Origin of the sequence: Archangium sp. Cb G35, assembly GCF_001896145.1 — a bacterium.
GTDB classification, from domain to species: domain Bacteria; phylum Myxococcota; class Myxococcia; order Myxococcales; family Myxococcaceae; genus Archangium; species Archangium violaceum.
In genome coordinates this window covers 349,691-367,208 of the sequence record NZ_MPOI01000008.1, presented here as the reverse complement: position 1 = coordinate 367,208, position 17,518 = coordinate 349,691, and the positions used below count along the sequence as shown (strand labels likewise).

Genomic DNA, 17,518 nt, shown 5'->3' with positions numbered 1-17,518 from the left:
CCAGAGCTGATGTAGATGGCGGGCAGGTCTCCAGACAGGGGGCCTGCCCGTTGTCGTTGGGTGGGGTATGGTGGGAACGCCGAGTCACCGGCCGGGGTCCGAGGAGACATGTCGAAGAGCCCCACCTGGCCGCTGCTCCTGATCCTGGGCCTGTCCGCCGGATGCGAGGAGCAGGCCCGCGCCGCACCCCCTCCGCCCGAGGCCGTCCCCGCTCCCGCGGTGATCGCCGCGCCCGCCCCCGTGCCGGAGGCTCCACCCCGCTGGCCGGCCGCGAACGCCCCGCTCACCGTGGCCAGGGTGGAGTTCCCCAAGGGCTTCGGGAAGAAGCGCATCTACCTGGACGCGGGACACGGCGCGCCCGGGAACGAGGGGAACACCTCCGTCATCTGCGAGCCGGAGGAGGCCCACACGCTCCGGGTGGCCGAGGATCTGGCGAAGCGGCTGGAGGCCACCGGGCACTTCCTGGTGAAGGTGAGCCGGAAGGCCGGGCAGCGGCCCACGTACCAGACGCGGCTCGAGGAGGCCGAGCGCTGGCGGGCGCAGCTCTTCGTGAGCATCCACTCGGACGCCCGGGGGGAAGCGCGCTGGTGGCAGAGCTCGCTGGATCAGGTGTGCCTGAGGAATGACACGGCCCCCGGGTACAGCGTGCTCTACGCCGATGACATCGCCGAGCCCCTGCTCTCCCAGCGGCACACCCTGGCCCGGACGCTGGCCCGGCGCATGGGCGACGCGGGCTTCCTGCCCTATGGCGGCGAGGACTACGTGGGCCTCTACGCCCCCGACTCCGAGCAGCCGGGGACCTTCGTGAGCCGGCACCTGCCGGGACAGCGCATCTTCGTGCTGCGCAAGCCGCCCATGCCCTCGGTCATCATCGAGACGCACCACGCGCTGGACCTCGAGGAGGTGGCCCGCTGGCGCGAGGAGCGCACCCTGGAGGCCTTCGCCGCGGCGGTGACCCAGGGGCTGGTGGACGCCTTCTCCCCGCCCCCGAGTGCCCCGCCAGCGCCCCAGGTCTCAACCCGTGCCACGCTCCCCGTGCCCTGACTCCGCCCGCTCCGCTTCCGCCAGCCAGCGCGTGAGCCGCTCCGCCAGCTCATGCACATGCGGCGCCCGGAGGATGCCGTGGTGGTCTCCCGGGATGTGCTCCACGATGAGCCCGGAGGAGGAGAGCCGGCCCCAGCCATGCGTAGCGTCCACGTTGGCGCCCCTCCGCGCGTCCCGCGCCCGGAGCAGCAGCATCCGCCCCTCGTAGGGCTCGGGGTCGTAGCCAGCCACGGCGCGCAGGTTCGCCCGGGCCACCTCCAGCAGCACCCGCAGCTCGTCCAGGCCCATCCCTGGAGGGAGAAGCCCGGTCTCGCGCGCCTGTGCCCAGAGGGCGCGGAGCTGCTCCTCGGGTGACAGGCCCGTGAGGGACTCGGGAGTGAGGAACGGCTCACGCCCGGCACTCCGGGCCAGGTCCGCCGCGAAACCCGCCAGCAGCGTGGCCGGGTCTGGCTCCAGCGAGGGCTGCGCCGCGGGGGCGAAGCTGTCGAGCAGCACCAACAGGGCCACCTCCTGCCCCTGGCGCCGCAGCTCCCTCGCCATCGCGTAGGCCACCGTCCCTCCCAGCGACCAGCCTCCGAGGAGGTACGGCCCCTCGGCCTGGACGGCGCGCACCTGCTCCACGTACCGGCGGGCCATGTCCTCCACGGTCGTGAGGGGGGCCTCGCTCCCGTCCAGCCCCGTGGCCTGCAGCGCATGGAAGGGCCGTCCAGTGCCCAGGTGTCTCGCGAGCTCCGCGTAGCACAGGACGTTGCCTCCCACCGGGTGCACCCAGAAGACCGGCGTGTCCGTGCCCTCCGGTTGCAGTGTCACCCGGTTGCCCTGGACCGAGGCCAGTGTCCCCGCCCGCAGCCGGGCCGCGAGCTCCTCGATCGTGGGCCCCTCGAAGAGCGCCGCCAACGGGATCGTGCGCCCCAGCCGCTCCCGCAGCCTCGCCACCAGACGCACCGCCAGCAGCGACTGTCCGCCCAGCTCGAAGAAGCTGTCCGTCACTCCTACGGGCGTCACCCCGAGCACCTCCTCCCAGACGTTCGCCAGTTGCCGCTCGAGCTCGTCCCTCGGCGGGACCGAGCTCCGGCTCCCCTGGCGCGCTTCCCCAGGCGCCGGCAGGGCTCGCCCGTCCACCTTGCCGCTGGACGTCAGCGGCAGCGCCTCCAGCACCACGAACGCCGAGGGCACCATGTACTCAGGCAACCGCTGCTTCAGCCAGGTACGCACGGCCTCGAGGTTCAACCCGGGGGATCCGGCACCCTCACCCCGTCCCTCTCCCGGAGGGCGAGGGGATGTGGGCACGGTGGGGGATGTGGGCACGGTGGGGGATGTGGGTACGGTGGGGGGGGGCACCACAGGCGTGGGCACCACGTACGCCACCAGCCGCGACTCGCCCGAGGGGCTCTTCCAGGCCCTCACGTGCGCTTGTTTCACCCCGGCTCGCTCCCGCAGTACCGCCTCCACCTCGCCCGGCTCCACCCGGACTCCGTTTACCTTCACCTGCGCGTCCACGCGGCCCAGGAAGTCCAACCGCCCATCCGCCCTCCACCTCACCCGGTCTCCCGTACGGTACAGGCGCTCGCCCGGCTCTCGGCCGAAGGGGTTCGGGACGAAGCGCTCCGCCGTCAGCTCCGGCCTCCCCACGTAGCCCCGCGCCAGGCCCGGGCCACCCAGGTACAGCTCTCCCGCCACTCCCGGGGGCACCGGCCTCATCGCCCCGTCCAACACGTACGTCTGTGTGTTGGCCAGCGGCCTTCCGATGGGCGGACGGGCCTCGCCCTGCTCGCACTCCTCCCACGTGGCGAGCACCGATACCTCCGTGGGCCCGTACCCGTTGACGAAGCGCCGGCCCCTGCCCCACCGCGCCACCAACTCCGCCGGGCAGGCCTCGCCCGCCACCATCACCACCCGCAGGTGCTCCAGCCCCTCGTCCGGCAACAGCGCCAGCACCGAGGGCGGCAGCGCCAGCACCGACACCGCGCCTTCCACCAGCTCGCGCCGCAGCTCCTCCCCCAGCGGCACCTTCCCTCCCGAGGGCACGTACAGCGTCCCGCCCACCGCCAGCGCCAACAGGTAGTCCCAGAGCGACACGTCGAAGCCCAGCGACGAGAACTGCATCACCCGGCTCTCCGCCCCCACCCCGAAGTCCTTCGCCTTCCCCCGGACGAGATCGCACGCGCCCTCGTGCGTCACCTCGACGCCCTTGGGCCTCCCCGTGCTTCCCGAGGTGTAGAGGACATAGGCCGCGTTGCCAGCACGGACACCGCTCTCCAGCGGGCCCGCGTCTTCTCCGCTCAGCTCCTCCATGAGCACCACCGGGACTCCTTCCGGCGGCCGGCACCTGTCCTCCAGTCCGCGCCTCGTCACCACCGCGCGCACGCCCGCGTCCCGCGCCATCCACTCCAGACGCTCCGTGGGCAGCACCGCCTCCAGCGGCACGTACACGCCCCCCGCCTTCTGGATGCCCCAGAAGGCCACCACCGCCTCCACGCTCTTCTCCAACAGCACGCCCACCCGCACCTCCGGCCCCACGCCCTCGCGCCGCAGCCTCCGGCCCAACTGGTTCGCACGGGCCTCCAGCTCCCGGTAGCTCAGCCGCTGCCCGCTCCCCTCCAGCGCCATGGCCTCGGGTGTGCGCGCCGCCTGGAGCTCCAGCAGCCGCCCCAGGCCCTCTGTCTCTCCCTCCACTCGAGGGCCCTGGCTCCACTGCTCCAGCACCCGGGTCCGCTCTTCACCCGCCAGCAGCTCCACCTCCTCCACCCGCCGCTCCGGTGCCTCCGCCACCGCCGACAGCAACGCCTCCAGGTACCTCGCCAGACGCTGGATCGTCTCCGGCTCGAAGAGCGACGTGTCGTAGGAGAACACGCCCTTCAGCCCCTCCGGCGTCTGCGCGAAGCTCAACACCAGATCCAGCTTCGCCGCCGGGCCCTCCTGCTCCACCGGCGACAGCTTCAGCTCCCGCAGCGAGACCGCGTGGCCCGGCGTGTTCTGGAGCACCAACATCACCTGGAACAGCGGCGAGTGCCTCAGCTCCCGCTCCGGCCGCAGTTCCTCCACCAGCTTCTCGAAGGGCACATCCTGGTGCGCGTACGCCCCCAACGCCACCTCGCGCACCCGCGCCAGAAGCTCACGGAACGTCGGCGCCCCGCTCACGTCCGTGCGCAACACCAACGTGTTGACGAACAGGCCGATCAGCCCCTCCACCTCCGCTCGCGTACGCCCCGCCACCGGCGTGCCCACCACCACGTCCTCCTGGCCACTCCAGCGCGCCAGCAGCGCCTGGAAGCCCGCCAGCAGCACCATGAACAGGCTGCTCCCCTCCTTCCGCGCCAGGGCCTCCAATGCCTCGCTCGACTCGCGCGACAGCACCACCGGCACCTTGCCGGCCCTCCCCGTCCGAGCCGAAGTACGCGGCTTGTCCAGGGGAAGGCTCAGCAGCGATGGACTGCCCGCGAGCTGCCGGCGCCAGTACGCGAGCTGCTTCTCCAGCACCTCGCCCTTCAACCACCCCCGCTGCCATCGCGCATGGTCCACGTACTGCAACGGCAGCTCCGGCAACGGGCTCCGAGCCCCACGGGAGAAGGCCTCGTACAACGCCGCCAGCTCCCGGAACAGGATGGACGCCGACCACCCATCGAACACGATGTGGTGCACCGTCAGCAGCAGCACGTGCTCCCGCTCGCCCAGCCGCAGCAGCGTCGCGCGCAACAGCGGGCCCCGGGAGAGCTCGAAGGGCCGCCCAGACTCCTCGGAGGTGAACCGCTCCACCCTTTCGCTCCGCGTGTCCTCGTCCAATGCCGACAAATCCACGGGCGTCAGCGGCAGGCTCACGCGCCCGGAGAGGTGCAGCACCGGCTCGCCCCCCAGGCTCTCGATGGTGGCCTGGAGCACCTCGTGCCGGCGCACCACCTCCTCCAGCGCGCGCTCCAGCGCCGCCGTGTCGAGCGGGCCTTCCAATCGCAGCGCGACGGGGATGTTGTACGCCGTGTTCCCCGGCTGGAGCTGCTCCAGGAACCACAACCGCTGCTGGGCGAAGCTGAGCGGCGGCGGCCCGTCCGTGTCCACCGCCCGGACCAGGGGCTCCACCGCAACCGCCGTCCCGCCCACCGCGGTGATGTGCGCCGCCAGGGCCTCGAGTGTCGGTGCATCGAAGACGGCCTGCAGCGGCACCTCCACCCCGAGCTCGTTGCGCACCCTCGACACGAGCTGCGTGGCCAGCAACGAGTGCCCGCCCAGATCGAAGAAGGAGTCCGTCACTCCCACCGACTCCACCCCGAGCAATTCCTCCCAGAGGCGCGCCAGCTCGCGCTCCAGCTCATTCCTCGGCGCGACGGAACGCCTGCGCTCCGGGCGGACCTCCTCCGGTGCTGGCAGCGCTCGCCCATCCACCTTGCCGCTCGACGTCAGCGGCAGCGCCTCCAGCCAGACGAAGGCCGAGGGCACCATGACCTCCGTCAACCGCTGGCGCAGCAGCGCGCGGACGTCCCGCTCCTCGCGCGGCGTGGCCTCTCCCGGCACCACGTACGCCACCAGCCGCGACTGGCCCGAGGGCCCCTTCCACGCCTTCACGTGGGCCTGCCTCGCCCCGGCCAGCTCCCGCAGCGCGGCCTCCACCTCGCCCGGCTCGATGCGGACGCCGTTCACCTTCACCTGCGCGTCCACCCGGCCCAGGAAGTCCAACCGCCCGTCCGCCCTCCACCGCACCACGTCCCCCGTGCGGTACAGCCGCGCTCCTTGCTCACCACTGAGCGCATCCGGCACGAAGCGCTCCGCCGTCAGCTCCGGCCTCCCCACGTAGCCCCGCGCCAGCCCCGGGCCTCCCAGGTACAGTTCCCCCGCCACCCCGGGTGGCACCGGCCGCATCCCTCCATCCAGCACGTAGGCGCGCACGTTGCCCAGCGGCCCGCCAATGCCCGGCCGGCCCCCGCCCGCCACGCACTCCTCCCACGTGACGCAGATCGTCACCTCCGTGGGCCCGTACCCGTTGACGAAACGCCGCCCCGGGGCCCACTGCTCCACCAGCCCGGCCGGACAGGCCTCGCCCACGGACATCACCACCCGCAGGTGCTCCAGCCCCTCGTCCGGCAGCAGCGCCAGCACCGACGGCGGCAGCGTCACCATCGTCACCCCACCCTCCACCAGCTCGCGCCGCAACTCCTCCCCCAGCGGCACCCTCCCGCCCGCGGGCACATACAGCGCCCCGCCCCCCGACACCGCCAGCAGGTACTCCCAGATGGAGGCATCGAAGCCCAGCGACGCGAGCTGCATCACCCGGCTCTCCGATCCCAACCCAAAGGCCCCCGCCTTGCCGCGCACCAGATCGCACGCGCCCTCGTGTGTCACCACCACGCCCTTGGGCCGCCCCGTGCTCCCCGACGTATAGAGGATGTAGCTGGCATTGCCCGGCTGAACTCCCGCCTCCAGCGCGCCCGCCGCCGCCTCCAGCTCTTCCAGCCGCACCACGGACACGGCCTCGGGCAACCGGCACCGTGCCTCCAGGCCCCGCAGTGTCACCACCGCGTGCACCCCCGCGTCCCTCGCCATCCACTCCAGACGCTCCGCGGGCAGCACCGCCTCCAGCGGCACGTACACGCCCCCCGCCTTCTGGATGCCCCAGAAGGCCACCACCGCCTCCACGCTCTTCTCCAACAGCACGCCCACCCGCACTTCCGGCCCCACGCCCTCGCGCCGCAGCCGGTGCGCGAGACTCCGGGCCCTCGCCTCCAGCTCCCGGTAGCTCAGCCGCTGCCCGCTCCCCTCCACCGCCAGCGCTTCCGGCGTCCTCTCCGCCTGGAGTTCCAGCACCCGCGCCAGGCCCTCCATCGCCCCCTCCACGCGCGGCCCCCGGCTCCACTGCTCCAGCACCCGGGCCCGCTCCTCCCCCACCAACAGTTCCACCTCATCCACCCGCCGGTCCGGCGCCCTCGCCACCGCCTCCAGCAGCGTCTCCAGGTACCTCGCCAGACGCTGGATCGTCTCCGGCTCGAAGAGCGCCGCGTCGTACAGGAAATCGCCCCGCAGCCCCTCCGGCGTCCGCGTGAAGCCCAACGTCAGATCGAGCTTCGCCTCCAGGCCCTCCTGCTCCACCGGCGACAGCTTCAGCTCCGGCAGCGCCACCTCGCGCGCCGGGAGGTTCTCCATGACGAACAGCACCTGGAAGAGCGGCGAGTGCCCCGACTCCCGCTCCGGACGCAGCTCCTCCACCAGCTTCTCGAAGGGCACGTCCTGGTGCGCGTACGCCCCCAGCGCCACCTCGCGCACCCGCGCCAGCAGCTCGCGGAACGTCGGCGCTCCGCTCACGTCCGTACGCAGCACCAGCGTGTTGACGAACAGGCCGATCAGCCCCTCCACCTCCGTCCGCGTGCGCCCCGCCACCGGCGTGCCCACCACCACGTCCTCCTGGCCACTCCAGCGCGCCAACAGCGCCTGGAAGCCCGCCAGCAGCACCATGAACAGGCTGCTCCCCTCCTTGCGCGCCAGGGCCTCCAGCGCCTCGCTCGGCTCGCGCGCCAGCACCACCGGCACCCGGCCCGCACGCGGAGACCTCTGGGCCGGACGCGGCTTGTCCAGCGGCAGGTCCAACACCGGCGGACCATCCCCCAGCCGCTGCCTCCAGTACGCGAGCTGCTTCTCCAGCACCTCGCCCTTCAACCACCCCCGCTGCCACCTCGCGTAGTCCGCGTACCGCAGCGGCAACTCCGGCAACGGGCTCGGCGCTCCACGGCTGAAGGCGTCGTACAGCGCCGCCAGCTCCCGGAACAGGATGCCCGCCGACCAGCCGTCGAAGACGATGTGGTGCACCGTCAGCAGCAGCACGTGCTCCCGCTCTCCCAGCCGCAGCAGCGTCGCCCGCAGCAGGGGGGGCCGCGACAGCTCGAAGGGCCGGGAGGACTCCTCGGAGACGAGCCACTCCACCGCCCCCCGCCGCTGCCCCGCGTCCATCTCCGACAGGTCCACCGGCGACAGCGAGGGCCTCGTGGGCTCCGCGATGTGCATCACCGGCTCGCCCTCCCGGCTCTTGAAGGAGGCCCGGAGCACCTCGTGCCGGCGCATGACCTCCTCCAGCGCGCGCTCCAGCGCCTCCCGCTCCAACCGGCCCTCCAGCCGCAGCGCATAGGGAATGTTGTACGCCGTGCTCTCCGACTGGAGCTGATCCATGAACCACAGCCGCTGCTGGGCGAAGCTGAGGGGCGGCGGCTCGTCCGTGTCCACCGCCCGGACCAGGAGCGCCGCCGTGGCCGCCGCTCTCCCCCCCAACCCCGTGATGTGCGAGGCCAGGGCCCCGAGCGTCGACGCATCGAAGAGCGTCCGCAGCGGCACCTCCACCCCGAGTTCCTTGCGTACCCTCGACACGAGCTGCGTGGCCAGCAGCGAGTGCCCGCCCAGCTCGAAGAAGTCGTCGTGCATGCCCACCCGCTCCACCCGGAGCAGCTCGCGCCAGATCCGGGCAAGGCCAAGCGCCACCGGGCCCTCGGGCTCCACGTACCCGAGCCGCGCCGGGTGCGTGGGAAGCAGCGGCGGAGGTGACACGGGGCGCGCCCCGGTGCCCTCTCCCAGCAGACGCGGAAGCGGCTGATCCGGCTCCATCGCCACCGCGCCGAACAACGCCTCCAGCTCCGTCATCCACCGCGCCGCCGTGCTCTCGTCGAAGAGCCGGGCGTTGTAGAGGAGCTGCCCTCGCACGCCTCCCTCACCCTCCTCCAGCGACAACGAGAGATCGAACTTCGAGCCGCCCATCACCGTCTCGACGCCCGTGAGCGTGAGGCCCGGCAGCTCCAGCGGCGCGCGGGGCAGGTTCCGCAGCGAGAACATCACCTGGAAGAGCGGCGTATACCGCACGTCCCGCACCGGCCTCAGCTCCTCCACCAGCTTCTCGAAGGGAACTTCCTGGTGCGCGTACGCCCCCAGCGCCACCTCGCGCACCCGTGACAGCAGCTCCCGGAACGTCGGCGCTCCGCTCACGTCCGTGCGCAAGACCAACGTGTTGACGAAGAGGCCGAGCAGCCCCTCCACCTCCGCCCGCGTGCGCCCCGCCACCGGCGTGCCCACCACCACGTCCTCCTGCCCACTCCAGTGCGCCAGCACCGCCTGGAAGCCCGCCAGCAGCACCATGAACAGGCTGCTCCCCTCGCGCCGCCCCAGGGCCTCGAGCCGCGCCAACCGCTCCCCCGGCAGGGAGAACGGCCTCGTGCCCACGTGGAACTCCGGCTCCTCGGCGCGCGGCCTGTCCAACGGCAGGTTCAACACCGGCGGACTGCCCTCCAGACGCCGCCTCCAGTACGCGAGCTGCGCCTCCAGCACCTCGCCCTTCAGCCACTCGCGCTGCCACCTCGCGTAGTCCGCGTATTGCAGCGGCAGCTCCGCCAGCGGGCTCGGCTCCCCGCGCACGAAGGCCGCGTACAGCGCCGCCAGCTCCCGCACGAAGAGGCCCGTGGACCAGCCGTCCGTGACGATGTGGTGCACCGTCAGCAACAGCACGTGCGCGGTGTCTCCCAGCCGCAGCAGCACGGTCCTCAGCAACGGCCCCTCCGCGAGCACGAAGGGCGTCAGCGCCTCCCGCTCCGCGAGCCGGTGCACCTCCGCCTCCCGCTCGTCCACCCCGAGCCCCGAGAGCTCCACCCGCCCGAGCGGCACCTTCATCCGCTCCACGACACGCGCCACCGGCCTGCCCTCGTGCTCACCGAACACCGTGCGCAGCACCTCGTGGCGCTGGATGATCGTCTCCAGCGCCCGCTCCAGGGCCTCGAGTTCCAGGGTGCCCGTCAACCGGACGCCATAGGGGATGTTGTAGGCCACGCTTCCAGGCCGCAGCCGATCCAGGAACCACAGCCGCTGCTGCGCGAAGCTGAGCACCACCTCCTCCGGGCCCCGGTGCGCCACCAACGGCGGTGGTGTGGCCGCGCCCGTGCCCGTGGAAATCCGCGGCAGCTCCTCCACCCGGAGGGCGAGCGCCTCCAGCGTGGGAGATTCGAAGACGGCTCGCAGCGGCAGCTCCACCCCGAAGGTGCCTCGCACCCGAGACACCAGTTGCGTCGCCAGCAGCGAGTGCCCACCCAGCTCGAAGAAGGAGTCCGTGACTCCCACGCGCTCCACTCCCAGCGTGCGCGACCACAGCTCCGCCAGCTTCCTCTCCGTGTCCGTGCGCGGCGCGATGAAGCCTGTGCTCCCCTGGGGAGTTCCCGGTATCGGCAGCGCCTTGCGGTCCACCTTGCCGCTCGGCGTGAGCGGGATGGCCGACAGTTCGACAATCGCGGCGGGGATCATGGGCTCAGGCAAGCGCTGGCGCAGACGGGCTCGCAGCTCGGACGGGTTCAACCCGGGGGCCGTGGCACCCTCACCCCGTCCCTCTCCCGGAGGGCGAGGGGTATTGGGCACAACGTAGGCCACGAGGCGCTGGTCTCCTGGTCCGTACTCGCGTACGGCGGCTACTGCTTCACGCACCTCGGGCTGCTCGCGCAGGGCAGACTCCACCTCGCCCAGCTCGATCCGGTGGCCTCTCAGCTTCACCTGGAAGTCCACTCGCCCGAGGTACTCCACCGTCCCGTTCGACAGCCATCGGGCTCGATCTCCCGTCCGGTACAGCCGCGCTCCAGGCTCGCCGCTGAAGACATCCGGCACGAAGCGCTCGGCCGTCGCGTCCGGCCTCCCGAGGTACCCACGCGCCAGCCCCGCTCCACCGATGAAGAGCTCACCCGCCACACCCACGCCCACCGGCTGCCCATCGCGGTCCAGCACGTACAGCCGCACGTTCTCGATGGGCCGGCCGAGCACGGGGCGTCCGTACTCCTCCGTCACCGGGCACACCGTCGCGTCCACCGTGCACTCGGTGGGGCCGTACACGTTGAAGGCCCGTACCGCTCGCGACGCGGCCAGCCGCCGCCACAGTGTCTCCGGAATGGCCTCGCCTCCCACCAGCACCGTCACCGGTCTCGTGGTCTCCTCCAACCAGCCCGTCTCCACCAGCAGTTGCAGCTGCGAGGGCGTGCAGTCGAAGACGTCCACCTCCTGCCGCTCCAGCCAGGCGCGTAGCTCCTCACCGTCGAAGCGGACGTGCTCCGGCGTCACGTCCAACGTGTGCCCGCGCAGCACCTGGAAGAGCTGCTTCACCGAGGTGTCGAAGGACACGGAGCCGTTCACACTCACCCGCCGCCCGGGTTCCAGCCCCGCGTACACCGCACCGTGCAGCGCCTCGACGAGGTTGGCCACCGCTCCCCGCCGCACCATCACCGCCTTCGGCCGGCCCGTGCTGCCCGAGGTGTAGATGGCGTACGCCGGATTCTCCGGCCCCACGTCTCCTGGCACCGGTGTCTCCGGCTCCGCACGCAGTGACTGCGCCTCGGCGTCCAGCCGCAACAGCCGAGGCCCGGCTCCCAACAACCCGCCCACCGCCTCCCCCTTCGTCACCACCACTCCCGCTCCCGAGTCCTCCAGCATGTAGCGCAGCCGCTCGGACGGGTATTCCGGATCCAACGGTACGTACGCACCGCCCGCCTTCAGGATGCCCCACAGGCCCACCACCAGCTCCACCGAGCGCTCCACGCACAGGCCCACCCGCACCTCCGGGCCCACGCCCATCCGCCGCAGCCGGTGCGCCACCTGGTTGGCCCGCGCGTCCAGCTCGCGGAAGGTGAGCCTCACCGGCCCCATCACCACCGCTGGCACCTCCGGCGTGCGCGCCACCTGCGCCTCCAGCAGCGCCGCCAAGCCGGAAGCGCCCTCGCGCGCCACCGCCGTGGCGTTCCACTCGCGGAGCACCCGCTGACGCTCCTCCTCACCCAGCGGCGACAACTCGTCCACCGGGCGCTCCGCCGACTCCACCATCCGCTCCAGCAGACGCTGGAAATGCTCCAGCAACCGCTGCGCGTCCGCCCCGTCGATGCGGGACTCGTCATGGTAGAGGTGCAGCTCCAGCCCCTCGTGGGGATTCGCGATCAGCACCAGCGGGAAGCTGTCGAGCTCGAAGCTGCGCAGATCCCGGATCTCCAGCCCCGTCCCCTTCCCGAGCCCGCCCTCCAGCGCCTCGCCCACTCGCAGGTTCTCCACCACCACCAGCGACTCGAAGAGCGGCGCCCCGGGCGGCACCTCGCTCCAGCGCCGCACCTCCACCAGCGGGCTGTAGTCGTGCTGACGCATCTCCAGCAGCCAGCCCTGCAACTCCCGCAGCCACTCGCCCACGGGCTTCCCACGGACAACACGCGCGCGCACCGGCAGCGTGTTGATGAACATTCCGATCGTCTCTTCCACCCCCGCCAGCGTCGCCGGACGGCCGGAGACGGTATTGCCGAACACCACGTCGTCCTCGCCCGCGTGGTGGCGCAGCAGAAGCGCCCAGGCGCCCATGAGGCACGTGCTCAGGGTGACCTTCTGGCGGCGCGAGAGCTCCTGGAGCGCGGCGACCTGCTCGGACGTCAGACGGACCCTCCGCTCCCGGCGCACGGGGACGCCGGCCGGCACGGGGCCGCGATCCACTCCCACCTGCGTGGGCGACGTGAAGCCCGCGAGCGACTCACGCCAGAACTCCCGGGCGGCGTCCAGCTCCTGACGCTGCAACCAGGCGATGAAGTCGCGATACGCGGGCGCCTCGGGCCAGCTCCGCGCACCACCGAGCATCCGCGCTCCGTAGCGGGTGAACACCTCGCCCAGCATCAGCGGCATGGACCAGCCATCCAGCACCAGGTGCGAGTAGCTGAGCACGAGCCTCCAGGCCCGCTCGCCCACTCTCAGCAGCGCGATCCGCAGCAGGGGCGCCCGCTCCAGCTCGAAGCCCTGACGCCGATCCTCGGCGATCCACGCCGTGAACCGCGCCTCGAACTCCGAGGGCGGAACCTCTCGCCAGTCCTCCGACCGGATGGGAAGCCGCGCCTCCCGCATCACCACCTGCAGCGGCTCCTCCAGTCCCTCCCACAGGAAGCCCGTGCGCAGGCTCGCATGGCGGTCCACCGTCTCCTGCCACGCTCGAGCCACCGCCGTGACATCCAGCGGGCCCTCCAGCTCCCAGGAGAGCTGGTTGAGGTACATGTCCGCGCTGGAGGCGTGGAGCACGTGGAAGAGCAGCCCCTTCTGGAGCGGAGAGAGGGGGTACAGATCCTCAATGTTCCGGCGGCGCACGGCATCGCCTCGCGCCACCCGCTCCACCAGGGCATCCAGTTCCTGCTGGCTGAGCTTCACGAGCGGGAAGTCGGACGGAGTGAAGCGCTCCCTGTCTTCCGGGGCACGTGCTCGCGCCGCCGGCTCCGGGGACTGGCTGGATGCCGCGCCCGCTACAGCCGCGAGCCGGGCGATCGTCGGCTCGGAGAAGAGCTGCTTCGCGGTGATGTGGACTCCCGCTCGCGCGGCCCGGGAGATGATCTGGATGGCGAGGATGGAGTCGCCACCCAGCTCGAAGAAGTCATCGTGGATGCCCACCCGCTCGTGCCCGAGCACCCGCGCCCACGTCTCCGCCAGCACGCGCTCCTCCGGCGTACGGGGCGGTTCATGGGTGGCCGGCTTCTCCCGCGCCTGCTCCGGCGCGGGCAGCGCCTTGCGATCCACCTTGCCACTCGTGGTGCGCGGCAGCTCGGTCAGCGGCACGAAGACCGAGGGCACCATGTACTCGGGGATGCGCTGACTCAGGAAGGCTCGCAGATGGGCGGGCTCCAACCCGGGAGCCGTGGCACCCTCACCCCGTCCCTCTCCCGGAGGGCGAGGGGATGTAGGCACGACGTAGGCCACGAGCCACGGATCTCCTCCGGCCCTCTTGCGGAGCACCACCACCGCCTCGCCCACTGAGGGCTCCTCACCCAGCGCGGCTTCGATCTCCCCCAGTTCGATGCGGAACCCGCGCAGCTTCACCTGCTCGTCGGCACGGCCGAAGAACTCGAGCTGCCCGTCCGGCAGCCACCGGACCACGTCTCCTGTCCGGTACATGCGCGCACCAGGCGCGCCATGGAACGGATCCGGAATGAAGCGCTCGGCCGTCAGCTCCGGGCGCCCGAGGTAGCCCCGCGTCACGCCCTCCCCTCCCACATACAGTTCTCCTCGCACGCCCACCGCCACCGGCCGCAGGTCCGCGTCGAGCACGCAGGCACTCGCCCCCGCGAGCGGCCCTCCAATGGGCACCACCGCCGCGTCCGGCGCGCACTTCGCCAGGGTCGCGTAGATGGAGATCTCCGTGGGGCCGTAGGCGTTCACGAAGAGCCGCCCCGCTCCCCAGCGCCTCGGCAGCCTCGGACCACAGGCCTCGCCCGCCACCATCACCGACTCCAGTACGGGCAGCGCCTCGACAGGCGTCGCCTCCAGCACGGAGGGCGTGAGCACGGCCGTCGTCACCCGCTCCTCACGCAGCACGCGCAGCAGATCCGCGCCCGGCATCAACGCCTCGCGCGGAGCCATGACCAGCGCCGCGCCGTCGCTCAGCGCGCCGAAGATCTCGAACACGGACACGTCGAAGCTCGCCGAGGCGAACTGCAGCACCCGCCTGCCCGGCCCGATGGCCCAGGCCTCTCGCGAGGCCCGCACGGTGTTGCTCGCGCCCCGGTGCTCCACCAACACGCCCTTGGGCCTGCCCGTCGAGCCCGACGTATAGATGACATAGGCGAGCTGTCCCGGGTGCACCTCCACCCCGGGAGACGTCCTCGGCGCGCGCGCGAGCACCTCACGCTCCGCCTCCGCGTCGATCAGCACCCGCCGCACGTCCCGCCCCTCCAGCCACGCCGCCGTGCGCTCCTGGGCAATCACCCCGGATGCGCCACTGTCCTCCAGCAGGGAGCGGAGCCGTGCCGCCGGCCACGATGGATCCACCGGCACGTACGCACCACCCGCCTTGAGCACGCCCAGCATAGAGATGATGAGCTCCGGAGAACGCTCCAGGCACAGCACCACCCGGGACTCCTCCCTCACGCCGAGCCCGCGCAGGTGGTGCGCGAGCTGGTTGGCCCGCGCGTCCAGCTCTCCGTAGGTGAGCCGCTCCTTCCCGAAGCGGATCGCCTCCGCCTCCGGAGCCACCGCCGCCCGATCCTCGAAGCGCCGGTGCAGCAGACCGGTCTCCGCCGCGGGCACGCCGGCCCCACTCCACTCCCGCAACAGCCGGCGCCGCTCGGACTCGTCCACCGGAGACAGCTCGCCCAGCCGCTGTCCGGGCCGGGCCACCATGGACTCCAGCAGGTGACGCAACTGCTCCAGGAGCCGGTCCGCATGCTCCGCGTCGAACCGCGCCGCGTCGTAGGCCAGGTGAAGCGGCATCTCCCGCGCGGGTGACGCGATGAGCGTCAACGGGTGGTGATCCGACTCCAACGAGCGGACGTCGCGAACCTCCACCGAGGGCAGCGACGCCGTGAGCGCCGCATCCACCGGATAGTTCTCGAAGATCACCAGGCTCTCGAAGAGCGGCGTCCCCGCGGGGACCTCGCTCCAGCGCTGCACCTTCACCAGCGGCGAGTGCTCGTGCTGCCGCATCTCCAGCAGCCACGTCTGGAGGCGCTGGAGCCACGGAATGAGGGGCTCGTCCCGGGTCAGCCGCACGCGCACCGGCAGCGTGTTGATGAAGAGGCCCACCATGCCCTCCACTCCAGGCAGCTCCGGCGGGCGGCCGGAGACGGTGGTGCCGAAGACGACGTCCTTCGTCCCCGCATGGTGTCCGAGCAGCAACGCCCACGCCCCCTGCACCACGGTGTTGAGCGTGAGGCCCTGCTGTCGCGCGAACGCGTTCACCGCCTCGGTGGTGGCGGTGGACAGGCGGAGCTCCCGCGTGGCCCGGCCAGCTCCGGGGACTTCCGGGCTCGCGGTGCCCCGGCCCAGCTCGGTGGGCTCGGAGAAACCCGCGAGCGAGCGCCTCCAGAAACGCTCCGGCTCCTCCAGGCTCCGTTCCTGGATCCAGCCGATGTAGTCGCCGTAGGGCCGCGCCCGCTCCACCTCCGGCGCCTCCCCCCGGCACCGCTGGTCATAGAGGGCGAAGACCTGCTTGATGAGGAGGGGAACGGACCACCCGTCCATCAACAGGTGGTGGTGGCTGAAGACGAAGCGGTACACCGACTCCCCGGTTCGCAGCAGCGCCAGCCGGCACAGCGGTGGTGTGGACAGCTCGAAGCCGCGGTGCCGATCCGCCTCCAGCCACTCCGAGAAACGTGCCTCCTGCCCGGAGGCCGGCACCTCACGCCAGTCCTCCTGGTGCAGCGGAATCTCCACGCCGTGGAGCACCACCTGGAGGGGCTCGTCGATGCCCTCCCAGAGCACTGCCGTCCGCAGGATGGTGTGGGCCTCCATCACCTGACGCCATGCCCACGTCAGGGCGGAGACGTCCAGGGTCCCACGCAGCTCGCAGGAGAGCTGGTTGAAGTACAGGCCCGTGCCCTGCTCTCGCAGGACGTGGAAGAGCATGCCCTGCTGCAACGGGGAGAGCGGGTACAGATCCTCGAGACTCCGGCGGCCGCGCGGGCCTCCGCCCGCCACGCGCTCCACCACCGCATCCAGCTGTGTCTGTCCAAGCCGTGCCAGCGGGAAGTCCGCTGGTGTGAGGAGGCTCGCCGTGTCTCCGGCGGTGCTCCGCGCGAGGAGGGCGCGCAGGGCGTCCAGGAAGCCTCGGGCCAGGGACTCCAGCGTCTCCTTCCGATAGAGGCGCTCGCCATAGGCCCAGGAGATCTGGAGGCGGCCTCCGGACACGAGAGCATTCACGCCAATCCGGTGGGCGCGGCGATCTCCGGGATCCTGGGTGGGGCCCACGGACTCGGAGGTCAGCGCGAGCGGCGACCCAGGGGGCAGCACGTGGTCGAGCTGGCCCAGGTAGTTGAAGGACACCTCCGCGGCCGGGAGCGCGCGCAGGCGTGCGGCCAGTGCCTCGTCCTTCGACAGGTAGCGCAGCACGCCGAAGCCCAGGCCCCGGCGCGGAATGCGGCGGAGCGTCTCCTTGACGGCCCGCAGTCCCGACTCGGGCGTCTGGCCATCTCCCGCCTCCAACAGCACCGGGTACAGGCTGGTGAACCAGCCCACCGTGCGCGACAGGTCCACGCCCTCGAGCACGTCCTCGCGCCCGTGTCCCTCCAGGTCCACCTGCAGGCACGGCACGCCCGTCCAACGCCGGAAGGACTCCACCAGCGCCGCCAGCAGCACCTCCTCCACGCGCGCGCGCCACGCACGCGGCACTTCCTGGAGGAGCACCCGCGTCTCCTCCGCGTCGAGCTCCACCCGCACCAGGCGCGAGGAGCCCTCGGTGTCCTCGCCACCGGGCAGTTCCACGGGCAGGCGGGAGACACGCTCCCAGGGCAGCCCCAACCAGTACTCCGCCTCCTCGCGCATGGCCGGCGTCTGGGCATACGCCTCCAGCCGCTCCGCCCACTGCTGGAAGGACGTGGTCTTCGGCGGCAGCCGCACCGGCCCGCCCGCCTGGAGCTGGGCCCCCGCCGTGACGAGGTCCGTCAGCAGCACCCGCCACGAGACGCCGTCCACCACGAGGTGGTGGATGACGAGCAACAGCCGCCTCGGCTCCCCCACACCGAAGTCGTACAGCACCGCG

The 17,518-nt window shown here is 71.9% G+C and carries 2 protein-coding genes (1 of these 2 only partly in view); one reads left to right on the top strand and one right to left on the bottom strand.

What is annotated here, in order from left to right:
- The first annotated feature begins 108 nt into the window (after positions 1 to 108).
- Complete coding sequence (locus BO221_RS25525; RefSeq protein WP_073563095.1) at positions 109 to 1,044, top strand: N-acetylmuramoyl-L-alanine amidase; 936 nt, start codon at positions 109 to 111, stop codon at positions 1,042 to 1,044.
- On the opposite strand, the gene BO221_RS25520 is transcribed toward BO221_RS25525, so the two are convergent.
- Positions 1,015 to 17,518, bottom strand: the 3' portion of a protein-coding gene (locus tag BO221_RS25520; protein ID WP_073563094.1) for a non-ribosomal peptide synthase/polyketide synthase. Its footprint extends 3,518 nt past the window's final position; only the last 16,504 of its 20,022 coding nucleotides appear in the window; its start codon lies beyond the right edge, outside the window; the stop codon is at positions 1,015 to 1,017. The genes BO221_RS25525 and BO221_RS25520 overlap by 30 nt on opposite strands.

Bases quoted from the DNA above. Each gene is read 5' to 3' on its own strand.
- BO221_RS25525 (WP_073563095.1), top strand. From the start codon at position 109: ATGTCGAAGAGCCCCACCTGGCCGCTGCTCCTGATCCTGGGCCTGTCC.